The organism is Klebsiella electrica, from assembly GCF_006711645.1.
Taxonomy (GTDB): Bacteria; Pseudomonadota; Gammaproteobacteria; order Enterobacterales; family Enterobacteriaceae; genus Klebsiella; species Klebsiella electrica.
Genome location: NZ_CP041250.1, coordinates 58,685 through 83,988, shown reverse-complemented (window position 1 = coordinate 83,988; position 25,304 = coordinate 58,685). Strand labels below are relative to the sequence as shown.

General features: G+C 54.9%; 31 protein-coding genes and 1 pseudogene. 25 read left to right on the top strand and 7 right to left on the bottom strand.

Features of this window, described 5'->3' with window-relative positions:
* Positions 1-411 precede the first annotated feature (411 nt).
* Both Electrica_RS28080 and umuD read right to left on the bottom strand, forming a co-directional pair.
* Positions 412-1,683 carry a Y-family DNA polymerase gene (locus Electrica_RS28080; RefSeq protein ID WP_004197646.1) on the bottom strand — a complete coding sequence of 424 codons (1,272 nt, stop codon included), beginning with the start codon at positions 1,681-1,683 and terminating at the stop codon, positions 412-414.
* Positions 1,683-2,114: a translesion error-prone DNA polymerase V autoproteolytic subunit gene (umuD, locus tag Electrica_RS28075; RefSeq protein ID WP_001568036.1), complete on the bottom strand. Its 432-nt coding sequence runs from the start codon at positions 2,112-2,114 to the stop codon at positions 1,683-1,685. The genes Electrica_RS28080 and umuD overlap by 1 nt, the downstream gene beginning before the upstream one ends.
* A 405-nt stretch (positions 2,115-2,519) precedes the next feature.
* Between umuD and ltrA the strand changes: the two genes are divergently transcribed.
* The 25 genes and pseudogenes from ltrA to Electrica_RS27935 all read left to right on the top strand — a co-directional run bounded on the left by ltrA (position 2,520) and on the right by Electrica_RS27935 (position 20,768).
* A complete protein-coding gene (ltrA, locus tag Electrica_RS28065) occupies positions 2,520-4,007 on the top strand; it encodes a group II intron reverse transcriptase/maturase (protein WP_167686294.1) in 1,488 nt (495 codons plus the stop codon).
* A gap of 248 nt (positions 4,008-4,255) precedes the next feature.
* Positions 4,256-5,227 carry a plasmid segregation protein ParM domain-containing protein gene (gene parM / locus Electrica_RS28060; protein ID WP_032425559.1) on the top strand — a complete coding sequence of 324 codons (972 nt, stop codon included), beginning with the start codon at positions 4,256-4,258 and terminating at the stop codon, positions 5,225-5,227.
* Positions 5,228-5,229: 2 nt separating this feature from the next.
* Positions 5,230-5,901 (top strand): plasmid partitioning/stability family protein, encoded by a 672-nt coding sequence (locus tag Electrica_RS28055; protein ID WP_013214012.1) that lies wholly within the window; start codon positions 5,230-5,232, stop codon positions 5,899-5,901.
* Positions 5,902-5,963: 62 nt separating this feature from the next.
* Entirely contained in the window at positions 5,964-6,194 is a 231-nt protein-coding gene (locus Electrica_RS28050; RefSeq protein ID WP_040245863.1) for a hypothetical protein, read from the top strand.
* Between the two features lie 195 nt (positions 6,195-6,389).
* Positions 6,390-6,559, top strand: a pseudogene (locus tag Electrica_RS28720) (hypothetical protein); the annotation flags it as partial.
* 71 nt (positions 6,560-6,630) lie between these two features.
* The gene (locus Electrica_RS28040; RefSeq protein ID WP_001568041.1) at positions 6,631-7,332 is read left to right on the top strand and encodes a DNA methylase; all 702 of its coding nucleotides are present in this window, start codon (positions 6,631-6,633) and stop codon (positions 7,330-7,332) included.
* Positions 7,332-7,553 (top strand): hypothetical protein, encoded by a 222-nt coding sequence (locus Electrica_RS28035; RefSeq protein WP_001568042.1) that lies wholly within the window; start codon positions 7,332-7,334, stop codon positions 7,551-7,553. The genes Electrica_RS28040 and Electrica_RS28035 overlap by 1 nt, the downstream gene beginning before the upstream one ends.
* Positions 7,554-7,562: 9 nt before the next feature.
* Positions 7,563-7,982: a DUF1380 family protein gene (locus Electrica_RS28030; protein WP_115659001.1), complete on the top strand. Its 420-nt coding sequence runs from the start codon at positions 7,563-7,565 to the stop codon at positions 7,980-7,982.
* A gap of 53 nt (positions 7,983-8,035) precedes the next feature.
* Positions 8,036-8,803 carry a hypothetical protein gene (locus Electrica_RS28025; RefSeq protein WP_022631157.1) on the top strand — a complete coding sequence of 256 codons (768 nt, stop codon included), beginning with the start codon at positions 8,036-8,038 and terminating at the stop codon, positions 8,801-8,803.
* Positions 8,804-9,483: 680 nt separating this feature from the next.
* On the top strand, positions 9,484-9,912 hold the full coding sequence (locus Electrica_RS28715; RefSeq protein ID WP_001568045.1) for an antirestriction protein: 429 nt from the start codon (positions 9,484-9,486) through the stop codon (positions 9,910-9,912).
* A gap of 42 nt (positions 9,913-9,954) precedes the next feature.
* A complete protein-coding gene (locus Electrica_RS28015; RefSeq protein WP_013214014.1) occupies positions 9,955-10,461 on the top strand; it encodes an antirestriction protein ArdA in 507 nt (168 codons plus the stop codon).
* Positions 10,462-10,503: 42 nt separating this feature from the next.
* The gene (locus tag Electrica_RS28010) at positions 10,504-10,695 is read left to right on the top strand and encodes a hypothetical protein (protein ID WP_001568047.1); all 192 of its coding nucleotides are present in this window, start codon (positions 10,504-10,506) and stop codon (positions 10,693-10,695) included.
* 187 nt (positions 10,696-10,882) lie between these two features.
* A complete protein-coding gene (locus Electrica_RS28005; protein WP_032409268.1) occupies positions 10,883-11,137 on the top strand; it encodes a DNA polymerase III subunit theta in 255 nt (84 codons plus the stop codon).
* 34 nt (positions 11,138-11,171) lie between these two features.
* Positions 11,172-11,489 (top strand): hypothetical protein, encoded by a 318-nt coding sequence (locus Electrica_RS28000; protein ID WP_004118473.1) that lies wholly within the window; start codon positions 11,172-11,174, stop codon positions 11,487-11,489.
* Between the two features lie 781 nt (positions 11,490-12,270).
* A complete protein-coding gene (locus Electrica_RS27990) occupies positions 12,271-12,498 on the top strand; it encodes a hypothetical protein (protein ID WP_142255988.1) in 228 nt (75 codons plus the stop codon).
* A 91-nt stretch (positions 12,499-12,589) separates the two neighbouring features.
* Positions 12,590-12,820: a CCDC81 family HU domain 1-containing protein gene (locus tag Electrica_RS27985; protein WP_001568051.1), complete on the top strand. Its 231-nt coding sequence runs from the start codon at positions 12,590-12,592 to the stop codon at positions 12,818-12,820.
* A gap of 51 nt (positions 12,821-12,871) precedes the next feature.
* Positions 12,872-14,227: a DUF3560 domain-containing protein gene (locus Electrica_RS27980; RefSeq protein ID WP_045355096.1), complete on the top strand. Its 1,356-nt coding sequence runs from the start codon at positions 12,872-12,874 to the stop codon at positions 14,225-14,227.
* A 47-nt stretch (positions 14,228-14,274) separates the two neighbouring features.
* Positions 14,275-14,838 carry a methyltransferase gene (locus Electrica_RS27975; RefSeq protein WP_021312835.1) on the top strand — a complete coding sequence of 188 codons (564 nt, stop codon included), beginning with the start codon at positions 14,275-14,277 and terminating at the stop codon, positions 14,836-14,838.
* Between the two features lie 830 nt (positions 14,839-15,668).
* The gene (gene ssb, locus Electrica_RS27960; protein ID WP_004152654.1) at positions 15,669-16,181 is read left to right on the top strand and encodes a single-stranded DNA-binding protein; all 513 of its coding nucleotides are present in this window, start codon (positions 15,669-15,671) and stop codon (positions 16,179-16,181) included.
* 47 nt (positions 16,182-16,228) lie between these two features.
* Positions 16,229-16,471, top strand: coding sequence for a DUF905 domain-containing protein (locus tag Electrica_RS27955; RefSeq protein WP_004152655.1), 243 nt, complete (start codon positions 16,229-16,231; stop codon positions 16,469-16,471).
* Between the two features lie 68 nt (positions 16,472-16,539).
* On the top strand, positions 16,540-18,549 hold the full coding sequence (locus tag Electrica_RS27950) for a ParB/RepB/Spo0J family partition protein (RefSeq protein ID WP_004152656.1): 2,010 nt from the start codon (positions 16,540-16,542) through the stop codon (positions 18,547-18,549).
* A 45-nt stretch (positions 18,550-18,594) separates the two neighbouring features.
* Positions 18,595-19,026 (top strand): conjugation system SOS inhibitor PsiB, encoded by a 432-nt coding sequence (psiB, locus tag Electrica_RS27945; protein WP_004152657.1) that lies wholly within the window; start codon positions 18,595-18,597, stop codon positions 19,024-19,026.
* Complete coding sequence (locus tag Electrica_RS27940) at positions 19,023-19,745, top strand: plasmid SOS inhibition protein A (protein WP_022631512.1); 723 nt, start codon at positions 19,023-19,025, stop codon at positions 19,743-19,745. Before psiB ends, Electrica_RS27940 begins: the two co-directional genes overlap by 4 nt.
* Positions 19,746-19,748: 3 nt before the next feature.
* Complete coding sequence (locus Electrica_RS28565) at positions 19,749-20,042, top strand: theronine dehydrogenase (protein WP_167686293.1); 294 nt, start codon at positions 19,749-19,751, stop codon at positions 20,040-20,042.
* A 28-nt stretch (positions 20,043-20,070) separates the two neighbouring features.
* Positions 20,071-20,768, top strand: a protein-coding gene (locus Electrica_RS27935; protein ID WP_226549273.1) for an IS1 family transposase whose coding sequence is annotated in 2 segments (ribosomal slippage) — positions 20,071-20,320 and positions 20,320-20,768 — 699 coding nt in all. Because the reading frame shifts where the segments join, the coding sequence is not laid out codon by codon here.
* 115 nt (positions 20,769-20,883) lie between these two features.
* Here the strand turns inward: Electrica_RS27935 and Electrica_RS27930 are convergent.
* The 5 genes from Electrica_RS27930 to Electrica_RS27915 are packed head-to-tail and all read right to left on the bottom strand — an operon-like array spanning position 20,884 to position 24,936.
* Positions 20,884-21,102, bottom strand: a complete 219-nt coding sequence (locus tag Electrica_RS27930) for an acyl carrier protein (protein ID WP_041852336.1) — start codon at positions 21,100-21,102, stop codon at positions 20,884-20,886.
* 17 nt (positions 21,103-21,119) lie between these two features.
* Positions 21,120-22,553 (bottom strand): AMP-binding protein, encoded by a 1,434-nt coding sequence (locus Electrica_RS27925; protein ID WP_041852335.1) that lies wholly within the window; start codon positions 22,551-22,553, stop codon positions 21,120-21,122.
* Positions 22,550-23,668, bottom strand: coding sequence for an MBOAT family O-acyltransferase (locus tag Electrica_RS27920; RefSeq protein ID WP_101999298.1), 1,119 nt, complete (start codon positions 23,666-23,668; stop codon positions 22,550-22,552). The genes Electrica_RS27925 and Electrica_RS27920 overlap by 4 nt, the downstream gene beginning before the upstream one ends.
* A 9-nt stretch (positions 23,669-23,677) precedes the next feature.
* On the bottom strand, positions 23,678-23,800 hold the full coding sequence (locus Electrica_RS29160) for a hypothetical protein (RefSeq protein WP_255423173.1): 123 nt from the start codon (positions 23,798-23,800) through the stop codon (positions 23,678-23,680).
* Positions 23,797-24,936, bottom strand: a complete 1,140-nt coding sequence (locus Electrica_RS27915) for a D-alanyl-lipoteichoic acid biosynthesis protein DltD (RefSeq protein ID WP_071195764.1) — start codon at positions 24,934-24,936, stop codon at positions 23,797-23,799. The genes Electrica_RS29160 and Electrica_RS27915 overlap by 4 nt, the downstream gene beginning before the upstream one ends.
* Between the last annotated feature and the right edge of the window lie 368 nt (positions 24,937-25,304).

Below are 25,304 nucleotides of genomic sequence, written 5' to 3'. Positions count from 1 at the left end.
ATAGTTATATCCATTCATAGCATATGATCGATATGTGCCTAAATATTAACTATTTCCCGTTTCGACACACCTTTCTTCCCGATTCTACCCACCCTTACCCCGTTTTGACACACCTTTTTCCCGCTTCAGAACACCTTTTTCCCACTACGACACACCTGAAATCGCTACGAAGCCCGTAAACAAAGGTTTTGCCGCTAAAGGGATCAGTTTGGATCTATTTGGATAACTAAGGGTAAGTTATTGGATCTACTCAAAGGATATGTGGATAACTCATTATGGAATCTATAGAACTTAAGTGCGTAAGGTGCTTTAAAAGGCTTCAGCTCCCCTGGTGCTTCCTCGCTCACTCGCGGGCTTCGCCCTGTCGTTCGGCTGCGGCGAGCACTGCTGGCTCTCTCTGAAAGGCAAAATTTAACCGATCCTCGCAACGGGGATATCTCTCCAGCGAGTGGTGTACGCAGGGGAGAGCATATCGCGTTTCATTTGCCAGGATGGCGCAATTCCTCTACCGGCAAACCATACTTTACCCAGCCCTGAGTTGTTGATCCCGTCCAGAACCCTCATCAGCTCAGCACTGTGAGGGCGTGGCGGGCGTTCGTCAAACAGCTGCAGCTGCGAAACGCCGGAGCCGGTGAAGTCATTCAGCATAACTCCGGCTTTGGCATACCGGTGCCCATCCCTCCAGATACGCTCCAGAGCCATTGTGGCGGCTGCAATGATGTCCCTGGTGTCCTGAGTGGGTGTAAGCAGTTTTTCCGTAGCCACGTTGCCGTAGTAAGGCTCTTTAATGGCGAACGGAGACGTTTTGATGAAAACGGAAATATGCCGGCAATACTGGTGCTCTTTACGCAGTTTTTCAGAGGCCCGCTCTGCGTGCTGACAGATAGCCTGACGGAGTGACTCGTACTCCGTGATCTTCACGCCAAAACTGCGGCTGCAGACAATTTGCTGTTTCGTCGGAGGGGCTTCCTCAAGCGAAAGGCAGCTTTCCCCGTTCAGTTCCCGTACCGTTCGCTCAAGGACCACAGAAAAATTTTTGCGGATGAAGGCCGGGTTCGTCAGAGCCAGATCGAGCGCGGTTTTTATGCCCAGCACATTTAGCTTGCGTGCAATACGGTTACCCACCCCCCAGATTTCTTCAACCGGCTGCAGTGAAAGCAGTTTCCGCGTCCTTTGCGGATTTCCCCTGGTCAGCGCGAGTACGCCACGAAACTGTTTCCACTCTTTTGAGGCCCACTGGGCTGATTTTGCGAGGGTTTTCGTTGGTCCGGCGCCCACGCCAATGGTCAGGCGGGTACAGTCATACACGTGCTGACGCAGCTGCCGGCCGAAGTCCTCAAGCCCCATACAGTGCTCCACGCCGGTCAGGTCGAGGAACATCTCATCAATGGAATACTGTTCCACCCTGGGGGCCAGTTCCTCCAGGCAGTTCATCACGCGCGCCGACATCGAGGCGTAAAGTTCATAATTACTTGAAAACGCATATATTTTTTCCGGGTACCTTTCGTTTTTTATCTGAAACCACGGAGTTCCCATTTTGATCCAGGGCTTCGCCTCGGCACTGCGAGCGATTACGTTCCCGTCGTTGTTGCTCAGGACGACTATCGGCTTTCCTTTCAAATCCGGGCGGAAAACACGTTCACAGCTGGCATAGAAGCTGTTCACATCGGCCAGGGCAAACATCAGTACATCTCCCTCGGGCGGTGGATGATATGCGTGACAACGCCAAAGATATCCAGCTCGTCGGGATCAGGATAAATCGGCGACCAGGAGGCATTCATGGGCTGCAGCGTCAGTCGCGGCGTCAGCAGAAGCCGTTTCACCGTAAACTCCCCCTGTACGCTGGCGACAACGATATCGCCGTGCCGCGGCTTTTCAGCACTGTCCACAACCAGCAGATCGCCATTGTACAGACTGCCGTCGGCCATGCTGTCTCCGCTGGCACGCAGGTAGTACGTCGCGCTCGGATGCCGTATGCAGTAATCATGGAGATCCAGATCGGACTCGACATAGTCAGCAGCTGGGCTGGGAAAACCGCAGCTGGCCAGATCGGCAAACAATGGATGGGCCTGTGGCGGGAGTTCTTTCCCGGTGCTGAAAAGTTGTAGCTTCATCTTTCCTCCTGACACTCTAATTTTACTGGTTATGCATACAGTGTGCGCCGGGAGACCGGTAGAGATCAAGGGGTGAAAGTCCCCGACCATTGAAGGACCAGCAATCCACAAGGTCCCCGAGTCATGCGTTGCATACCGCGAGGTATGGGGCGAAGCGTTGACAGGGGTGTTGACAGGCCAGCCATTGAGCCACGAAATGTATATTAAATTACCGGGTGCCGACGTTGTACTGTTAACGGAAGGCAACATCATAGGGTGCGATACTGCGAGTGCCACATGGACCCGGCGGGGTCTGAGACCCTGGCATGTCAATACGATCTCTACGCGGGAACCGGGAGATCTCCCCTCTGACCATCTGCCAGTGTCGGAGACGGCCCGCACCGGGAAGACGAGGAGTCATAGCCGGTGATGTACGGAGAGGAGAAGTCGGACTCGCTCATAGTAGCGGCGAAGCAGGCGAACAACCCGCAAGGAGCGGAGTCAGTGGAGCGAAGGAGCGGGGCCAAGGGGAACGCGGAACAGCCACACATGCGCCGGACACAGAGCCGGGAAAGCATGTCACAGAGGCTGTCACGCGTGCGGGAAGCTGCGAAGCAGCGGAAGAAAGAACGGTTTACAGCATTGTTCCACCTGCTGACAGTCGAAGCACTGGAAGCCGCATTCCTCTCCCTGAGCAGGAAAGCGGCCGCCGGAGTGGATGGCATCAGGTGGATGGACTACGCCGGAAACATGAAGAACAACATAACAGATCTGCACCGGAGGCTACATCAGGGCAGCTACAGGGCGCAGCCCGGCAGGCGTCACTACATCCCAAAAGCGGATGGAAAACAACGCCCGCTCGGCATCGCCTCGCTGGAGGACAAGATCGTCCAGTATGCGCTGGTGAAAATCCTGAACGCAGTCTATGAAAACGACTTTATGGGGTTCTCATACGGGTTCAGACCCGGGCGAAGCCAGCACGATGCACTGGACGCACTGGCCACAGGGCTGGTACGCACTAACGTAAACTGGGTACTGGATGCCGACATCAGTCAGTTCTTCGACAGGGTGAGCCACGAATGGCTGATCAGGTTCACAGAGCATCGGATCGGCGACCGGAGCGTAATCAGGCTCATACGTAAGTGGCTCACAGCCGGGACGTTGGAGGAGGGTCAATGGCGAGCAACGGAGGAAGGCACCCCACAGGGTGCGGTCATCTCACCGCTGCTGGCAAACATATACCTCCACTACGTCTTCGATCTGTGGGCGCATCAGTGGCGACGTCGCTATGCCACAGGCAATGTGGTAATGGTCAGATACGCCGATGACATCGTCATCGGGTTCGACAAACGATACGATGCCCGGCGCTTCCGTATAGCCATGCAGCGCAGACTGAGGGAGTTCGGACTCACGGTTCACCCGGAGAAAACCCGTCTGATGGAGTTCGGCCGCTTCGCTGCCGAAAACCGTGCCATCAGGGGAAAAGGCAAACCAGAAACGTTCAACTTCCTCGGGTTCACGCACATCAGCGGGAAAGATCGCAACGGCAGGTTCATGCTGATACGAAAGACCCGCCGGGATCGGATGACGGCAACTCTGAAAGCCATCAAAGACGGTCTGCGAAGGCGCTGGCATTACTCAATCCCCGAACAGGGAAAATGGCTCAGGAGAGTGGTTCAGGGATACCTGAACTATCACTCGGTACCGGGCAACTTCCCCACCATGCAGAAGTTCAGGACACACGTAACAAACCTCTGGCGCCGGGCGCTCAGGCGCAGGAGCCAGAAGGATGATACGACCTGGACGAAAGCAAACAAACTGGCAGCCGCATGGCTACCAGGGGTTCGGGTTCTTCATCCATGGCCTGTGGAGCGGTTCACCGCCAGACACCCGAGGCAGGAGCCCGGTGCGTAAATCGCGCACGCCGGGATCTGTGCGGGGGGTATCCGGTAACGGGTATCCCTACCGCGACATATTTAACAGCGTGACGATAATCCAGATCGCCTGCCTTAAGAACATTTTGAGTAAATAAAGGTGTTCAAAATGCTTATATTAATCATTTTGATATTTTTATATTGCTCATATTGAGAAATGTTACTTTGTTTTTTTCATTTTGCTCTTATAATTGGTATCAAATTGAGTGTAACTAACGGAGCATATTGATGAATATTTACTGCGATGATGGTTCAACTAATGTTAAGCTGGCATGGTTTGAAGGCGATGAGCTTCAGACCCGGGTTTCTGCGAACTCCTTCCGGCATGGCTGGAAAGTGGCGGAATTCAGTGCGGCAACGTTCAACTATCAGGTGGGGACGCTGAAATACACCTGGGACAGCGTCAGTCGGGATGCCATCCCGACAACAAACGTGGAATATCAGTACGGTGATCTCAACCTGCTGGCCGTGCATCATGCGCTGCTGAACAGCGGACTGGAGCCGCAGCCGGTGAGCCTGACCGTGACGCTGCCCCTGAGTGAGTATTACGACGGGGACTGCCAGCGGAACGAGGAGAACATACGACGCAAACGGGAAAACCTGATGCGTGAGCTGGTTCTGAATAAGGGCAGGGCATTTACCGTAACGGACGTGAAGGTGATGCCGGAATCACTACCGGCAGCGTTCTCCCGTCTCGCGGAGCTGAAACCCGGCCCCGCTGAGACCACCCTGATTATCGATCTCGGTGGTACCACGCTCGATGCCGGTGTGATTGTCGGCCAGTTTGATGATATCAGTGCGGTGCACGGTAATCCGTCTGTCGGCGTGTCACAGGTCACCCGCGCAGCTGCAGGCGCGCTGCGTGCGGCAGACAGCGAAACCAGCGCCCTCATCGCTGACACTGTCATCCGCAACCGCAATGATCGTCAGTATCTGCAGCGTGTGATCAACGATGCCGGTAAAATCGACGAGGTTCGGAACAAAATAACAGAGGCGATCACTTCCCTGGGGGCGCGTGTCACCAGTGAGCTGACGGCCTTCAGGAACGTTAACCGGGTATTCCTGGTCGGGGGAGGGGCTTCCCTCATAGAAGAAGCTATCCGTCAGGCCTGGCCTCTGGCTCCTGACCGTATCGAGGTTATAGGCGATCCGCAGATGGCGCTGGCCAGGGAGATTGCCCTTTACAATAAAGAGGACTAAACGTGCCGGACGGCCAGTATTCTTTCTATCTGCACAGCGACGATCGCACCGACATCGCGGCGATGGCAACCATCAGCACCATCTCACAGCCCCTGCGCGGTGAGTTCATCCGTACCGCCGCCACCGCCGGGGCGGTGGTATACCAGGTGGATGCCCGTTTACCGGCGCTGATCCCGGTGTTCTTTGCCGGGCAGCTAAGCGCTGTCCGCCTTTGCGCCGTGATGGCCCTGGTCTCCGGAACCTGGTCCTCACTCACCGGCCTTCCGGATGAGCCCGAAAATGGTGGGGCTGCTCTGCCCGTGTCACCGGAGACGGAATACCAGCGCCGGCGTTACACCCTGACGCTTCAGAATGGCCGGAGTGGGGAACGGGTGGAAAGTGTGCTGACGGAAGCGTCATCCCGTCTGCGTGGGGATCTGCTGAGAAACCTGATTATCACCGGTCTTGCCCTCCACACGACGGCGCCTGAACTGCCGCGCCTGCTGGCCAGTATGCCGGTACCGCCCACCTCGGTCAGTGAGCTGCAGGCACTGGTTCAGCAGATGGCCGGCACCGCTGACGTGAACAGGGCTGCAGCTGCAGTACCGGATACGCCGGCAGCATCTGCCGCGCCGGTGTCCGGGTCGGATACCCGGGAAATAAAGAAAAATATGCGGCGTGCATTCGGCGACTAACAGTACGAATCACATCCACTACTACACCGATTTCAAATGACTGGCATCCCAGGGAGGTTCTCATGTCACCAGGATTCAGAAATGTTCTCCGTCTCGCCCGCATTCCCGTCGACAGCAGTGAACCGGTGCGCAGAAAATTTGGCAGCCGGCTGATTGGCATTGTGACGGTATGTCTGCTTCCGCTTCTGGTTTTCGACGTTCCGCAGTGGGTTTTCATTTTGTCGCAGGTCATCTGGGGGGCGGGCGTCTATATTGGCCTGTCCCTGGCCGGGGATAAATCCCTGAACAGCTGATACAAACTTTCCGGTTGTTCAAAAAAAGAACAGGCGTGGTGGCGTCTGTTCTCCCGCGCTTCTCCGTCGTTTGCCTTCAGGTTATCCACAATCTTAAGCCCCGGATTTGTGGACAGGTATGCCGGTAATTCCCCGTTCGCCTGGAGTTAACGCAAGCCTGCCGCCCGCTGCCAGTGTCTCGCGTCCGGTCTGGTACGGGACGGGCGGTTTTTCCGCTCCGGCCCGGCGTCGTTGAGAGTGTACGCCAGTCCCTCGCCTTTTTAAGGAACGCCCTTCAAGCCGCTTTCGCGGCATATCCTTGCCGTCCAAAAGACGGACGGCTGCGGTATTCCACGGTCGGCCTGACCCGTGACCGGACGCGATGAACAGGCAGCGTGCGGCAGGGAACGGTATCGCGGTGATGCCTCCTGCCCCCTCAGACTACAGGAGTGCTGCCATGTCCAGATTCATTCTCGGGAACTGTATTGATGTGATGCGCGGATTCCCCGACCGTGCCGTGGACCTTATTGTGACCGATCCGCCTTACCTCGTCGGTTTTAAGGACCGTCAGGGCAGACAGATTGCCGGGGATGTGACGGACGAATGGCTGCAACCGGCCACGCTGGAGATGTACCGCGTCCTTAAAAAAGACGCGCTGATGGTGAGCTTCTACGGCTGGAACCGTGTGGACCGCTTTATGGCCGCGTGGAAGGCGGCAGGATTCTATGCCGTGGGCCAGCTTGTGTTCACCAAAAACTATGCCTCCAACCGTCGTAACGCCAGGGCCCGACGCGGATTTGTGGACTACTGCCATGAAGGGGCTTATGTCCTTGCCAAAGGCCGCCCCGTGCCGCCCCTTAAACCGCTGCCGGATGTGCTGCCCTTCCCGTATACCGGTAATACCCTGCATCCGACGCAGAAACCAGTGGAGGCGCTACAGCCGCTGATTGAGTCATTCAGCGCTCCGGGCGCGATTGTTCTCGACCCGTTTGCCGGAAGCGGTTCGACCTGCGTCGCTGCATACCGTGCCGGACGCCGCTATATCGGCATCGAAATGCTGGCGCAGTACCACCGGGCCGGAACCGAACGACTGGCCGCCATGCACCGGGCCGTAAATACCCCGGCGGCGAACGATGAATGGCTTCCGGAGGCCGCGTAATGAATTACGACGGACACGAAGCCCTGCGCCGCGATATGGCCGGGCTGGCGAACAATCTTTGCGACCTGAAAACCACCCTGAAAGTGCTGGAAGACACGTACCACTACCGGTACGACGGACTGGCGGAACGGCTTGCCGGTATCAGTCTGCGACGTCTCAGCGTCCTGATGGATGAGGCGTTCAATATTGCACTGATGCTCGATGAAAGCTTTCTGGATTGAGGAGAGAACATGTACGGAACCCGTGAAGATCTTTGCAGGATGCTGAATGAGCAATATCCCGCAGAAACCCCGCTGAACCTGATTATCTGGACCCCGGCGGATATTGAAGCGCTGGCTGACGGGATGGAATATTCCTTTTCAGAACATGACGTAAGGGCAGTACTGGAACGCATGGACACTATACCGGAAGAACAACGGCTTGAGTCGGGCGTGTCAGCCGGCCTGGTGATGGCACTGATAGACCAGGTGAAAGAGAACGGGCAGAGGGTGACTGTGCCGGTTGACCTGCTTGAAACCCTGCTGATTACCGCCGAACAGGCATTGTGGGACAGGGAATGGACCGCACGGGATCGCAATCTCCCGGTGCCGGAAAGCGTAATGCGCCGCCTGGCGGATACAGCAAAAATGCGGGCATTACTGAAAAGCTGACAGCAGATCGCCCCGCCACGCGGCGGGGAGATATAACCCGGACAGAGACGATAATGATGAAAAAAGAAACCCTTAACACGCTTATTCTGCGTCACGGCGACCGGATGCTGCGCCAGGCTGGCTGGCCCGACACTGTTGATATGGCGCCCGTCGCCCCCGAAACCGTACCCGGCTGGCTTGCCGCCTGCGGCTCTCTCAGTGGCGTGGAAATCCTCACGCTTACGGAACAGCTTTGTCAGCCGCTGACGTATGGCCGGGCTGCGTTGTTGCTCGCCAGCGCCCGGCGGCTGGCGGGAACCCCGGCTCGTCTGCATCTCTTTCCGGTGCAGGCATATCCGCATCCGGAGCGGCTGGCTGACTGTCAGGTTATCCGCCTGCCTTACGCTCAGGAGTGGCTGACAGCGGCGGAATGTGACGATCTGCTGGCCTTCCTGAAAGCCTCCCTCACGCAGATATCGGAAATCGTCCACCGGGATACGAAGCGCATCGCCGCCGCGCTGACGCCGTCCGTCACTCCCCGTCTGATGGACAGGCGGATCGGTGACTGGCGCTTGCTGGCCGTGGAGTATGATCATGATAACTGCCTGGACGAAGACGAAACCGACAGGCTGGATCAGGTCCTCGATGCCATTCTGATTCGCGATGCGCGATTCTGCCCGGTCCTGCTCACCCTGGTTAACGAGCGGGAGGAAACTATCAGGAGCGCAGGGGTTATCGCTGATCAGCTGCGTTTTACGGACACTCCGGTCCGGCGCTGGCTTGATCGCCGGGTTTTAAGGGAAATGGTGAGAGAGGCCCGCGCCAGCAGAACTCAGGAGTGACAGCCCGGAGCGTCAGGGGAGGGGGACCCTCCCTTGTCAGCCTGCCGGCACAGGAGGTGTGGTGCGATAAGGATGTCGCCGTGCCGGCTCCGCGTCCACCCGGCCCGGTTTCCGGGCCTTTTGGGTGAACACAACCCTCTGTTATCGCCGTGCCGTGTGCTGGCTGTGCCGTGCCTTCACTGTAGCCCGGCAGCCGCAGAGGCTGGAGTTCGCTGGCGCCGCCATCCCCGGATAAGGCAGTCGCCGGCTTGCCGTTGCCGCCGGCTCCGCTTCACCCGGCCCCATCCCTCCGGTCCGTGGCCTTATTACTGCGTCTGTCGCGTTGCGACATCTGCTTCCGCTTTTCTCCCGGTGGTCGAAAAACGGGGGAGAGAAACCCTGTATTCAACCTCCTGCATCGCGACGGGTAGTGCCGTGCCTTCACTTTAGCCCGGCCGCTGCAGATGCAAGGGTGCGCTGACGCCGCCATCCTCGCCCGGTCGCAGGTTTTTTATGATGCTCGCCGTTCTTCCCGTCGTTTTCTCGCTCAGGTTTCGCTCGAAAACCGTCCAGACCAGCTTCGCGCTATATCTGCGCTGCGGCCTCCGGTGTCGCCCCTGCATCTTCCGCTTTCCGCCGGGCTGTCGTGTCGGCACGGCACAACCCGGTGCCGCAGTCTATGTGATTACGGAGGTTTATCCATGCAGTATGTGAATACATGCCCGGTCCTGAATGTTGAGGAGTCCGACCGCCTGTCTTTTATGCCGTACCTGTTCGGCACGGATTTCATGCTCGCGGAATTACAGGTGTACGCTCTGGCCAAAAAATGGATGCCCGAATATGAGGGCGGCTTCTGGCATTTTATTCGCCTGCCGGAGGGGGGCGGCTACATGATGCCGGATTGTGGCCGGGTACATCTGGTCAGTAGCGAAAACTGGTTTGATCGCACTGTCAGCGCCGACGCGGCGGGCATTATTCTGACCAGCCTGGCGATTAATCGCCGTCTGGCGGCCCATCATGACAGCAGTAACCCGGCGCTGACTCGCCTTTATATGCTGCGTGATGCCCAGCTCTGGAATCACATCACCTTTCACCCCGAATGCAGTGCTATTTACGCCGCGCTGGACTGATTAACGACCGGGGCGGTTACACCGCCCCGCAGGGAGACAAAAATGACTTCATCAGTAACCGTTCCGGCCGTCTACGTGGGCACATATCACCAGTACAACGGCGGCAGTATTTTTGGCAAATGGTTTGATTTAACCGACTTCGACGACGAAGACGAATTTTATGACGCCTGCCGGGCGTTGCATGCCGCCGAGGATGACCCCGAGTTTATGTTTCAGGACTGGGAAGGGATCCCGTCTCAGTTTGCCTCTGAATCCTCTGTTAAGTGGGCGTTTATCGAGGCATTCCGGCAGGCGCAGGACGAAGGACGCGCTGCCGCGTTTGTGGCCTGGGCGGACTATACCGGCGAGTGCGACTATGACGCCTTTGATGAGGCGTATTGTGGCGAGGCTGAAAGCGAGGAGGATTTTGCTTATGGCTTTGTGGAGGATCACGGCCTGTTAAACGAGGTGCCTGAATCCCTGCGCGTCTATTTCGATTATGAGGCTTACGCGCGGGATCTGTTCAGCAGCGGCTATGTCTTCCATGAAGGCTATGTATTCAGCAACTGATTACTATCCGGCGGGGAAGCCCGCCGGTTAAGGAGAAAGCACATGAAACTTGCACCACAAAGCCGCGATATCCTGCGACAGTACAAAGCCCTGATTAATGCCCGCCGCCGCGATGCCGGTCAGCGGGAACTGACCACTGCGCAGGTGATGGATGAAATCTGCGAATACATGACCTGTCAGTGTGCCGTCTATATTGGCGGCCATTTCATTCTTCAGGGGGGAAAGGCACGATAAATCACAGGGCAGGGGGGAACCTCTGCCGCTTCCGGCCGCGCGAAAACCCGGGCAGGCTGCGCCTGCCGGAGAGAGACGTCGCCGCGCCTCCGGCGCCGCGCACTCTCCTCTCCGTTGTCAGTCGCTGTTGCCCCGGAATTCGCGTATTATCAGGGATATCTTCCTGTAAAGCAGACCGGTAAAGCATATGTCAAAGTGGAATATCGCCTCTTTTTCAAAGGAGGAGCAGGATAAAGTTGCCGTCGATAAGGTGGCTGCTGCTGTTGCCTGGCAGGAGCGCATGAACAAGCCCGTCGTGCCGGAACTTGTTGAACGGGAACAGCCTGAACACCTGCGCGAATATTTCCATGAACGGCTCCGCGTACATCGACTGAACAGTCAGCAGCTGCCGCGCGCAAATGCGCCCGAATATAATAAACCGGGCGAGGATCAGCAGAATTGATTTTCTTACTCAGTGTGTCCAGAGAGGGTAATCTGTGCGTATGTCTCTGATGTTTGCTGCCGTGACGCTTTTAACCGGTATTAACCTGTTTTTTATTCCGTTTCAGCCTGTTCCGGCTCTGTGGGGGGCTATCCTGGCCGTTGCTTTTGTTCTGATTAATGTCGTGGCGGATAAGCTGCGCCTCTGGAGTGGTATTGCGTGGATTATCGTTGCCGGCATCATCATAACGCTGATGCTGAAGGGGAAAGAGCCGGGTGACGAATTTCGTGTTCTGATCACCGTTTTCGCTTTCCTGGCTTCAATCTGGTATAGCGTTGCGCAGTTCAGGAAGGAAAATAAGCTCCGTTCCTGACGCCCCGTCTGGTATGCCGCCGGTTTATCATGGCTACTTTCCGGCGGCATGAAAAACATATTCTCTCCAGCCTGCATCCTTACGTTTCCGGTTTGATCCCTGCTGTCTGTCTGCTTTCTCTTCTTCTTCCTGCTGTGATGTCTCTTTTTAACCCTTAAAGGCTTTAAAAGCACACCCATACTGGACACCTTCGGCTCCCGGCCAGCTGCGCTGTCCGGTCGTCGAGCCACACTCCGCTAACCGCGAAAAGACGCGGTAAGCTCCGCCGAACCCGCTACGCGGTTTCGGGCCTGGCGGCTAGTGTCTGATGTCTGAGGTCAGGGTCAACGGCAGCGCTTGCTGCGACCGTTCCGGCCGCGCCGCTTTCACCGTGCCGGCGAAGGACTGCCGGCACTCTGCGGGGCAACGCCGTTTCGCGCCCGCGCTCTTCGTCGTTGCGGCGGGTGCCTGCTCCTTTCCCCTGGTACCCGTATCACCCGTTTGAGTCCATTCGCCGGGGCTGAGACAAGCACAACCCGTCTTGCTGTCCAGGGGACGGCAGAGCCTTTCGCAATAAATTTTTCCCGGCCATTCCGCTGCGCTTCATTAGACCGAAAAAAATTTCCCGCTCACCCCCGGACATCTGCACCGGGCCGTGCTCGTTTACGCCCTCGCGGCGAACGGCTCTCAAACGGGTGAAGTTAATACCAGGGGGCAGGTTCAGCAGGTCCCCGCACAAAGTCAAAACCGCGGCCCCGGCAACTCAACGGGTGATGTTCTTTAAAAATCAGGAAAAAGAAAAATGCAGGATCCTTCATTGCGAACGTATCGGATCGCATTTCTGGGAAGCAATGCCAGCGGCAATCTGCCGATGTTTACCCGGGTGCAGGCCACGACCGGAAAACGGGCGATAAAAGCGTTTATTGAACGCTGTAAACCCGTCAAAGGCTGGTTTCTGGGCGAACCGGAAGACATTACCGATCAGCTTAAGAAGGAGGAAGAAGAAGCGGGAAGCAAACCGCAGATATGAAAAAAGCAGGGTAAACCCTGCTTCTCCCACGCCGTAAAAATCGCACGAACGGTTTTTCCGGCTTCGTTAACTACCATAAGGAGTCAACTCTATGATCGTTTCTATTTTTTCACCTTCCGCAGGCGCTGTAAAGCCCCGTCGTCATTCGCGCATTCTGCGCGCAGATATCACCGCACCGGAGATTGATCCCGCTCTCAGAGCTTTCGGGCGTCATATCGCCAGAAGTCACCGCAAAGGGCGCGGTGTCCACATCCCCGCGATGAAAAATACCGCCCTCGGGCAGGTACTCCGCACGCTGGAACTGAAACGCGCATTTAACTGATGAGGTGAGCCGCCCCGCGAGGGGCGGCAACTGCAGGAAGGAGAAAACACAATGGCACCGACTACCGCACAGATCATGACGGAAAACACCGCAGGCCAGACTTACCGGGCAACCTATTCACCCGATGATAATAAATTGCGACTTTACGCATCATTACGGCTCGATGAAGAAACGTATTCCCTGATCAACAAAGCAGGCTTTCGCTGGGCGCCCAAACAGGAACTTTTTGTGGCGCCAGCCTGGACGCCGGGGCGGGAGGATGTCCTGCTTTCCCTCGCCGGTGATATCGAGGACGAGGACAGCACCCTGTTTGATCGCCAGGAGCAGCGCGCCGGGCGGTTCAGTGACTACAGTGACCGGCGGGCGGTTGAATCGGAGCAGGCGCTTGCGCATGTTGATTCGCTGGCATCGGCTGTCCCGCTGGGACAGCCGATCCTGGTAGGCCACCACAGCGAGCGCCGCGCGCGCCGGCATGCGCAGAAAATTGAGAACGGCATGAAACGTGCGGTGATGCTGTTCGAGCGCGCCGAATACTGGGAACAGCGCGCGCAGGCCTCTCTGCGGCACGCGAAATACAAGGAGCGTCCGGATGTGCGTTACCGCCGTATCAAAAAAATCGAGGCGGAATTACGCAAGTCCCAAAAGCACATTGCCCGGTCTGAAAAGTATATGACGATGTGGCGTGCGCAGACGCTCGATCTGAAAATGGCGTTACTGGTCAGTAATTATGACCATATTTATGCCTGCTTCACGCTCGACAAATACCCCCGCCCGGCAGAGAAAAGCCAGTATGAGGGCTCGATGTCTCTCCATTCTGCCCTGTCTGAGGAGATCATTACTTTTGAACAGGCGCGTGATATTGCGATCCGCTGTCATGAGCGCACGATTAACCACCAACAGCGCTGGGTTAATCATTACCAGAACCGCCTGGCCTACGAACGCGCGATGCTCAATGAAAACGGTGGCGTTGTCACCCGAACACAGGAATTTGAACCAGGCGGGCAGGTACTGAGCCGGGGAGAATGGTTAACCATTCTCCGGGTTAACCGGAGTAAGGGGGAGGTGAGTTCAGTCGAAACGCCCGGTTATCGCTTTCTGGGCTACAGCGGCACGATGAAACTCACGCCCGACCGTATCACGGACTACAAAGCCCCGACAGCGGAGGAAGCCAGCGACGCGAAGAAAGCGGCGAAGCGCCCACCGATCGTCAATTATCCGGGGGAAGGGTTCCGGGAAATGACAAAAGCCGAGTGGGCGAAATTACCCGCTGATTATAAAGGCGTGCGGGGTGCTGCAGAAACCGAAACACACGGCGCCTACCGCTTCCGCCGGTGCATGACGCACGGTTGTACGCTCGTGAATGTGTATATCACAGACATGAAAACCGTTGAAATTCCGAAAAAATAGCAGGAAGGCTCCCCGGCATCTTGCCGGGGAGGTCAGGGAGTACATTCATGCATCATGACCTTAAACACCGTATTCAGGCGATGCGGGTCAAACTGGAAGGGCGCGCCCCTGTCGCTGAAATTCAGGGTAGCTCGCAACTTTTTGTCACCCCCTCCCCGGAATGTCGCCGGTTGGTTGAGCTGGCTGATGTCCGGGAAACCGATCGCATACTGGAACCCAGTGCCGGAACGGGCGCCATACTGCAGGCGATCAGGGATGCAGTCCCCCGGGCGAAGTGTGACGCCGTGGAGCTGCACGCCGGGTTAGCCCGTCACCTGCAGGCGCATTTCCCGGAGGTCCGGATCTGGTGCGGAGATTTTCTCGAATATCATCCGGAGCGCCGGTATACCCGAATTATCATGAATCCGCCGTTTCATCGCGGTGATGATATCCGGCATATCCGGCGGGCATTAACTCTGCTTGAGCCTGGCGGGATTCTGACGGGCATATGTCTGGACGGGCCGCGTCAGCAAAAGGCGCTGGAGTCCCTGGCGGACGTCTGGGAGCCGTTGCCACGGGGAACATTCACGTATACCCAGGTAGCGACCGCCATTCTCAGAATTACCGTCTGATGGCACGTTAAGCCGGCGGGGCACCTGTCCCCGTCTGGCCTCGCCTCGAAAGACCGCGCGCCTGCGGCGCCGGGAAAACCGGGCCGCGCTGACGCGCCGCCCGCATTTCCTTTCCGCGTCTTCCCTGTTTGCTGCCTGCTGTTTGCCTGCTTCCTCTTCTTCTCCCTGCTGTGATGTCTCTTTTTAACCCTTAAAGGCTTTAAAAGCACACCCATACTGGACACCTTCGGCTCCCGGCCAGCTGCGCTGTCCGGTCGTCGAGCCACACTCCGCTAACCGCGAAAAGACGCGGTAAGCTCCGCCGAACCCGCAAGCGGTTTCGGGCCTGACGGCTAGTGTCTGATGTCTGACGTCAAGGTCAACGGCAGCGCTTGCTGCGACCGTCCCGGTCGCGCCGCTTTCACCGTGCCGGCGAAGGACTGCCGGCACTCTGCGGGGCAACGCCGTTTCGCGCCCGCGCGTTCCGTCGTTGCGGCGGGTGCCTGCTCCTTTCCCCTGGTACCCGTATCACCCGTTTGAGTCCATTCGCCGGGGCTGAGACAAGCACAACCCGTCCTGCTGTCCAGGGGACGGCAGGGCCTTTCGCAATAAATTTTCCCCGGCCATTCCGCTGCCGCTTCATTAGGCCGAAAAAAATTTCCCGCTCACCCCCGGACATCTGCACCGGGCCGTGCTCGTTTACGCCCTTGCGGCGAACGGCTCTCAAACGGGTGAAGGTTATATCCAGGGGGCAGGTTCAGCAGGTCCCCGCACAAAGTCAAAACCGCGGCCCCGGCAACTCAACGGGTGATGGTTTTAAAAGGCAAAACAACAGATTAAGGAGATTCATTATGGCAACACGTGGCGTCAATAAAGTCATTCTTGTCGGTTATCTCGGACAAGATCCCGAAGTTCGTTATCTGCCTTCCGGTGGCGCAGTGGCTAATTTCACCCTGGCCACGTCAGAAACATGGCGTGACAAACAGGATGGACAAATGCGCGAAAACACTGAATGGCACCGTGTTGTTGTGTTTGGAAAACTGGCCGAAGTGGCCGGGGAATATCTGCGTAAAGGTGCTCAGGTCTATATCGAAGGTCAGTTACGTAGCCGCAAGTGGACTGATCAATCTGGTCTGGAGAAGTACGTTACAGAAGTTGTGGTTAACGTTGGGGGCACCATGCAGATGCTGGGCGGCCGCCGTGAAAGTCAGCCTCAATCTGATCCGCAAACGCCACCTCCTGCCACCTCCGGTGCAGCGAAAGGGAAAGGTAAGGCTGCAGGTAAAAAATCTAACACTGCTCCGCAGCAACCACCTTCGCAGCCTGATCCGGGTCACGATTTTGACGATGAGATCCCCTTTTGATGACGCAGAAAAGCCTCTGATGCAGGGGCTTTTACAGGAGAAAAACCATGACAGACAACACGAACACATTACTTAAGTGCCTCGCCGATGGCTCGTTCACACGCGAACAAGCCACAGCGGTGGCAGAACAGTTTCAGAATGTCACCATTGAAGACGATCAGGGTACACATTTCCGGCTGGTTGTTCGTCGAGACGGTGAAATGATTTGGCGGGGGTGGAATTTTGAAAAAGGGGCCGCCTACTGGCTCAACCGCTACATCGAATTCTATGGCATCCGTAAAACGAAGTAATGAAGTAAGAAGGCGCCGGGTAGGGGGACTACCCGGCAGACAATCATTAATCCAGTGAGGTATCAATTATGTCCGTGACCGAGTCTAAAGCAAAAACATCTGTCAAAACCAGCAAAAAAAACGTCAAACCTGCCGAAGCAGCGGCTCTGAAAGAGGCGCTTGAAGCAGCACAGATTGAACTGGTGCCGCTGTCTGCGCTGATTAAATCGCCACTGAACGTTCGCACTATCCCGTACCCGGTTGAGAGTGTCCGGGAACTGGCTGAATCCATTGAGACCATTGGTCTGATTCAGAATCTGGTTGTGCATACTCTCCCGGAAGGTATGTCAGGGGTGGCTGCAGGTGGTCGGCGTCTTGCAGCCCTGCAGTTATTACTCACTGAAAACCGCATCGATGCCGGGTATCAGGTGATCGTTAAGCGGGTTAGTGACGAACTCGCGGTTGTGGCCTCAATGGTGGAAAACAACCAGCGTGTGGCCATGCATCCGGCAGAACAAATTGCCGGATTCCGCAAACTCTCCGAACAAGGGAAAAGCCCGGCGCAGATTGGTGACCAGTTGGGGTATGGAAGTCGCCACGTTCAGCGCATGCTGAAATTGGCTCATCTCGCCCCGGAAATCCTCGAACTGCTGGCAAACAATACCCTTGATGTGGAGCAGTGCCAGGCACTGAGTCTGGAAAGTGATCAGGCGCGTCAGGTGCAGGTATATGAACAGGTGAAAGCTGCTTACAGCACGGTTTCGGCACATCTCATCAAGCGGGTAATTACAGAAACGGAAATTTCCGTTACACATCCTCGCTTTGTCTTCATTGGTCGAGAAACCTACGAAGCAGCAGGTGGTGTGGTTCGTGAAGATTTATTTAGCCAGGAGGAGAATGACGGTACTGCAGATCGCGTGCTCGTAGACCGTCTGGTTATGGAAAAACTGGAGACTGCTGCACTGGCAATTGAACTGAACGAAGACTGGTCATGGTCAATAGGGCGGGAAAACCCACTGCAGAACTATGGTGAAGATCGTGAAAATTACCTTCTGCTTCCTGTGCCAGAACCGCAGTACACACCGGACGAACAGCAACGACTCGACGAGTTGTACGCTACACAGGCGGCAACGGAAACCTACGAGGATGAAGCCGCTATTCAGGTTCTGATCGACGAAATAGAAAGTCAGGCGGCACACCGTCAATGGACTGACGAACAGAAGGCAAGCTGTGGCGTAGTAGCCTGTCTTCATAATGGTGAGCTTTGCATTTTGCGCGGGATTCAGAAGAAGGTTAAAACGCCCGGGGAGGCGGATGCCGCTACGCAGGCGACCAGCCGTGATCTGCATGTGATCGACCGTAAAGAGCCGGATGCCGCAGAAGGGATCAGTCTGCCCTTACTCAAAAAAATGTCTTCCGAACGCACACTGGCTGTTCAGGCTGCCCTGGTACAACAGCCACAGAAAGCAGTGGCCCTGATGGTCTGGCGGCTGTGCTCCTGCGTATTTGAATACTGCCTTACCACCCGTCACCCCTTTGTAATGCGGATGGATGTTCATCACAGTGGGTTGGTCAGCGAAGCCCCGACCGGAAAAGACGGTCTGGCGTGGCAAACTCTTATGCAGGAGAAAAACCGTCTTGAAGGCCTGTTACCGCAAGGCTGGAAGAAGGACTTTTCCACATTTTTCACACTGGACGGTCAGACCTTGATGGCTCTGATGGCGTTCTGCACGGCCTGTTCCGTTGATGGGGTTCAGACCCGTGAGCATGGGCATACCAGCCGTAGCAACCTTGATGAGGTGGAGACGGCGATCGGATTCAATTTGCGTGACTGGTGGCAGCCCACTGCTGAAAACTTCCTCGGCCTGCTCAGTAAAAACCAGATAGTGGAGGCGTTACAGGAAGCTGGGCTGGATTCAGTCGCCGTCGAAGCGGCGAAGCTGAAAAAGGGAGATGCGGCGATCCTTGCAGAGCGTTCTCTGTCAGACACCCGCTGGGTACCAGGCTGGATGCAGCCACGGGATACGAAAAAATCGGGTTCGACAACGACGCCCGATACCGATGCTGATAACGAAGACAACACGGCTTGCGCCGCCTGATAACCAGAGCCGCCCCGTCAGGGGCGGCAGCAGGGAGACAATACTATGAAAACTGTGCTGAATCTTGATGTTCTGAAAACCATGTCTACCGAAGAACTGGAAGACTATCGTAACGCCGGTGAGGATTTTCGTCGTGAACTGAGCCATGCAGTCATGCGCGATTTAACGGTACCGGATGGCTGGGCAGTAAATGCGGAATACCGGGCCGAATTTGGGGGGTTCTTTCCTGTCCAGCTCCGGTTTAGCCCGTCTCATGACCATTTCGATGTAGCAGTATGCAGTCCGGGTGATCTCAGTCCTGTGTGGATAATCGTCTTTATTACCCGTGGAGGCCAGCCTTTCTCTGTCGTTTGCTCGATGGCCAGATATAACCCGGAACGGATTAACCATGCGCTGTCCCTTATCGCGCGCCTCGATGAGGACGGATATTCATTTGCCAGCATCATCAACACCCTGAAACAGGAGGGCGAACAATGATCCATTCATCCCGTTCCCTTGTTACCCTGCAACCTGCTCGACAGGCTGCACTGCAGGCCATCATGACTGTGGAAGATGCTCGCCAGCGCGGCGCTCGTCTGCCATCGATGCCACATGTGCGAACTTTTTTGCGCCTGCTGACGGGCAGCGGCCGCATTAACAACGAAGTGGCGCGACGCATTCCCGGCTTATATCGTGATCCAAAGGACCGACTCTCAAACCTGAAGCAGGTGGAAGAAGCGCTGGATGTATTGATTGCCAGCAATGGCGAGTATTGTCCTTTGCCATTGTCGCAGGATGTGCAGTCTGAACTGTTCCCGGAGGTGAGGCACGCCCGTGGAGAGCGGAGAACTCAGCGTCAGAACATCGCATTCACCCGCAAAATGCGGCGGGAAGCGCGGAAGGTTGAACAGTCATGGCTACTGCGCCAGAATTTGCTCGGGCAGGCTGTCACTGAGCTAAATTTCCAGTCGCCGGAAACGGTTAACAGCTGGTACCGCCGGTGGAGCGACGAGTTTGACGCGAGTGAGCTTGAACCGGCCTTCTGGCGTTGGCAGACGCGATTTACATCTCTCAGGGATCTTCGCTGGCTCCTTTGTGCTCATGCCCCCTTGTATGAGGTTATGCATGAAATCCGTTTCATCGTTCAGGAATCGGAAGAGGCCATCCTTGAGAGGGAGCGCTGGCTGGTACCAAACAAACTTATCTGCAGAGGATAATTGATGACATGGCGCTATTCGCTGCGCTGGAAGTTACCTTCTCCGTGTCCAGGAGTGGAGGTGCTCGCTTCGGAACAAGTTGAGGAAGGACAACCAGCGCCAGCATCAGTTATGGATTTGTGGGTGGCAGGGGCAGGGTATGCTGTGTGCCTGGATTTTTGTGGGGACAAGCCGATCCGTCGCTGGAGTGAAGAACAAAAAGCTGCAGCTCGCCGACGCAATCTGGCGAAAAGAGTATATCGTACCGCCCCACTGTTTGCTGATGAACTCGGTAATGGTGCCAACTTACTGATTTAGTGTATGATGGTGTTTTTGAGGTGCTCCCGTGGCTTCCATCTCCATCAGTTGTCCCTCCTGCTCAGCTACTGAAGGCGTGGTGCGTAACGGCAAAAGCACTGCCGGACATCAGCGCTATCTCTGCTCTCATTGCCGTAAAACATGGCAACTACAGTTCACTTACACCGCCTCTCAGCCCGGTACGCACCAGAAAATCATTGATATGGCCATGAATGGCGTCGGATGTCGCGCCAGTGCACGCATTATGGGCGTTGGCCTCAACACGGTTTTACGTCACTTAAAAAACTCAGGCCGCAGTCGGTAACCTCGCGCATACAACCGGGCAGTGATGTGATTGTCTGCGCTGAAATGGACGAACAGTGGGGCTACGTCGGTGCTAAATCACGTCAGCGCTGGCTGTTTTACGCGTATGACAGGATACGGAGGACGGTTGTTGCGCACGTATTCGGTGAACGCACTATGGCGACGCTGGGGCGTCTTATGAGCCTGCTGTCACCCTTTGACGTGGTGATATGGATGACGGATGGCTGGCCGCTGTATGAATCCCGCCTGAAGGGAAAGCTGCACGTAATCAGCAAGCGATATACGCAGCGAATTGAGCGGCATAACCTGAATCTGAGGCAGCACCTGGCACGGCTGGGACGGAAGTCGCTGTCGTTCTCAAAATCGGTGGAGCTGCATGACAAAGTCATCGGGCATTATCTGAACATAAAACACTATCAATAAGTTGGAGTCATTACCACAAGCGAAATAGGGGATGTCAGGGGAGACGAGACGGTATAAAAAAACCCTGAATCAAAACATTCAGGGTTTTCACAAAAGCCATTAACCTCACAAACGATTAACGGTTTTCTTCAATGTAGCGCGCCAAATCCGCAGGGGTTTTCAGCACGGTGGCGACTTCGGTCGGCGGGATCATGCAGCCGTAAACGTCCTGCACTTCCAGCACCAGATCGACCGCCAGAATTGAGTCGAGAATGTCAGACTCAATCAGTTCATCATGAAAGCCCACTTTGCGGGATAACACTTTTTCAAACAGGGCGAGAATTTCTTGTTCCATAATAGTTTCCTGGCTAATTAATTCGTGCGGGCATGGGTGTCCAGCAATTTACGATCGATTTTGCCGTTCGGATTAAGCGGCAATGCATCTTTAATAATAATTTGTGACGGCACCATGTAATGGGGGATCACTTTCGAAAGGGATGTTTTGATCACCTCTGGTGCCAGATCCGTCACGCAGAATGCCGCAATTCGCAGAACGCTTCCGCATGATTTCATCAGCGGCAGCACAACCGCTTCACTGATGCCGGACATCGCCAGCAGGCGATTTTCAATCTCGTTGATTTCAATACGGTAGCCGTTCAGTTTGATCTGGCTATCGTTGCGGCCCTGGCAGTAGATAAGACCGTCTTCGTAACCCAGATCGCCGGTTCTGTAACCACGATATTCTTCACTTTCGCGTCGCAGCAATTTTGTCGCGTTCTCTTGCGGCAGGCCGAGATAACCGCGCATCACATTTTTACCCCAGATGATCAACTCGCCATCGGCGGTAATTTCCATGTGGGTGTCCGGCATCATCACGCCAACGGGCAGCAGCGGGTTGTCGTTATTGAGAATTTCATCGGTGATTTCAACCACCGTGGTGGCGATAGTCGCTTCCGTTGGGCCGTAGGAGTTAAGGATTTTGGCCTGCGGGAAACGGCGGCGTAACTGTTTTACCAGCGCTTTATTTAATACTTCGCCAATGAAAATAAAGACATTCAGTTCAGGCAGATAGTCGCTATTAAACTGGGGCGACAGCAGGCGCTGATAGGCAAAAGAGGGGGTAGAAACCCAGACGGAAACATCGTTCGCTTTCAGGCGATCCAGCCAGTTTTCCGCCGCGATATCTTCTTTCGCGTTCAGCACAATATGCCCGCCAGTAGCCAGATTCGCCAGCAGGGGGATCAGCGAGAGATCGAAGCTGAACACCGCGTGGTTCATCAGCACAGGTTTTTCCGGCAAGGAAAAGTCCTGACTTACCCACTTCATGAAATGCCAGACGCTTTCACGTCCAATCTGCACCCCTTTCGGTTTTCCGGTGCTGCCGGAGGTGAACATGATGTAGGCGAGATCTGGCTCGGCCAGTACCTGGCCGGTTATGCCGGTCGCGATAAATTTTTTCGCGGCCACATCATAATAGAAGGGGGCATTGGCGAGCTGGCAAATCTCTTTGAGACGCTCCTGCGGATAGATGCAGTCCACCGGAATGTACGGAATATTGTGCAACAGGCAGCTATAGAGCGCGACGGCAAATTCCGCCTGCTGATGCCCGTACAACACCACCGGCGTACCGGCAGGTTGGTTGCATTGTTGGTAACGTTGCGCCCAGTCAGTAACCGCGACGGAGAGCTGTTGCCAGGTGATGGCTTCATCGCTACCGCTGATCGCCAGTTGCTGAGGGGACGCGGGATCGCGTAATGCCGCACGCAAGAAGTCTTGTAGTTCCAGAAGTTCGGAGTCATTTTTCATAAGGGAGACATTCCACTAAAGATGTAAAGGGAGGCCGCGGCGCTTCCCAGCGTCAAAATTCGTCCCACAAACACAGAAACCGGATGTTGAAGTCCGTTGCTCAAAGCCGGATGGCGTTTGGCAAACCATTGCAGCATGTTGTGAACAACGGAAATGGCGCCAAACAGCGCGCCGCTAATGACGTAGTGTCGTTCGAGTCCATTCCATGCCCCCATACAAAACAGGGTGCAGAAGATGCCAATATTTTGCGCCAGCGTTTTGTTCTGACGGAAAAAATTGTGCTTCATCAGATTCATATAAATCGGCATAAAGACCACATCCCTCAGCCATTCAGAGAGGCTGATATGGAAGCGGCGCCAGAAATCCTGCGGGGTTTTCGCCAGGATTGGCATATTGAAGTTTGCCGGAATGTTCAGGCCAAATAAGCGGCCCGCCCCGATAGCCATGTTGCTGTAACCCGCAAAATCAAAGTAGAGATAGGCGCTGTAGGCAATCGACATCACCACGCCCACTTTCAGGGTAAACGCTTCATGGCTCCACGGCTGAACGACCAGAGTATCGACCAGCATGGCGAACAAGAATTTCTGGATAATCCCGGTAATAATTTGCTCTAAAGCCACTAAAAACTGCTCACGAGTCAGCGTGAAAACCGGTTTATTGATATCCGTCATCCAGGTCCGCCAGCGGTACATCGGGCCGGCCAGGATAATAAACGGCATAAACAGGTAGCAGAAATAGTGCAGAAAATTCTGGCCATCCTTTTTACTGCGGTACAGCAGCACATCGATGGCGCGGAAAGTCATAAAAGAGAGCCCGATCATGCCCCAGTGGTTGTTCAGATGTAATTTCACCAGAAACAGCGGCAGCAGCGTTAATGTGACCGCCTGCCAGGTTTTTAACCAACCTTTCTCTTTTAATGTGACAAGAATATAAAAACTGAAAAACACTGCCGCCGGGACAATATAGTCGCCTTCGAAGATATACCCCCAGCCTAAAGCCGCCAGCACGGAAAAAGCGGATATATATGTCAGTCGGTGACGCAATACGCGGTTAACCAGCGCAAACACCAGCGCTGATGAGAACAAATAGAAGAAAAACATGCCTGAGCTGTACATTATTCGTCCTCAGAACTTTTGATATTCAAAATGCAATTGCAAACTCATGCTGTCATCCACGGAGGTCCACGCGACAATGGTTATCGCCAGCAGGAGATAAAGTAAAAACAGGCGAATGGCGGTTTTCATCATTTAAAGTTCTCCGCGATAAAGCGAACCATAGGGACCCATGCCGTTTCCGATGGGTGCAGACGATCCCAGTTCCAGCCGTTTTGATACGGCATCGCATACATATCTAAATAAGGCACCTGGTTTTCCGTCAGGATTGCCTGAATTTGTTTATCAACCGGCTGGAACGTATTGGTATTGGTCAGCGCCCACGGGTTAATCGGGTCGACAATTGCAATCACCTGGACATGGCGCTCTTTCAGGAGCTTGATGGTGGCGCGGAAAACCTCGATTTGCTTCGGCACGACAGGCGTGTCATCCCACTGCTCAGGAGTATCCCCGGCCTCATAAACCGCCTTATCCATCCACATCGTGGCTGCACTTTGCTTGCGTACTTTGTTGAGTTCACGGGCATTCGCCAGCTCTTGATCCCAGTCGGGCATCGTTATGTTGCCAGGCTGTGCGGGCCAGGGTTGCGCGGCAGGCTGTGGCTCAATATTGAGCAGGTCCAGCCAGTCGTTTTTTATCATGGTGCAGAAGTTGGCAAACTGATAGCTCACCTCTTCCCAGATCAGATCCGGATGCCAGCCATAAATGGCCATTTCACCAAAACTCAAATGGCTGATATCGTCCGCTTCAATATGTTTTAAGTAATTGACCAGCAAAGGACGAGCCTGCTTGTCTTTCATTAATGGATCGAAAATCGAACCCGGGAAATTATCCGCAAAGATCGCCGGAGGAAGCCCATTTGAATAAAAGCTATCCGGTGCCAGGAGCAACACCACTTTACTGTTTGCGTTAAGGCTGTCTTTAAAACGGGAGAACAGTAAAAATTGTGTAACGTCGTCGACATAACTATCGCCATATGCCACTAAAGGTCTGTGCAATTGCTTATTGAAGTAATTATAGGCAGCGTAATGTTCATTTTCGGAAGTAGAAACTTCTGATGCCCCGATAAAGAAAATCGCATTCCCTTGTAATGCATGGGAAATGGTGGCTATTTTTTCTGCTTGCTCTTTTGGTGTGCCTTCCATCGATTTAATCATCGGCTGGAATTTAAGCGGCGGATCAAAGCTCGTCACCACCGGGTGAACGCTCAGAACCAGGATGGCGAGGAGAGCCATCAGGATATGTAGGCACAGAGTATTTTTGATTTTCATTATCATTATAAAAAAGTAAGACTACATGACATTAACTTGTTTAAAATTTGTTGATTCTTAGTGTTACAACAAATAGACAACAAATGGGACAATGGGTATTTGGACTTTATTCCAATCTATCTTCTTTGACATTCTATACCAGGTGCATCTGAAAAGATGAGCATTGCTGTGTAACGGTATGTACAGCATTAGCGAGTTAATAATAAGCGCTGCATTTATAAAGAAAAGAGTGTGCCGGGGCTGGTTTCGCCATGCTTACTGCGAGTGGTAATCAACAACGATAAAGGCTCAGGTACATCGACCTGACAACCATTGGCAATGCGGTTTCGATAGAGGCGTTACACAATTGTCCGCGCCAGGAGAGGAGC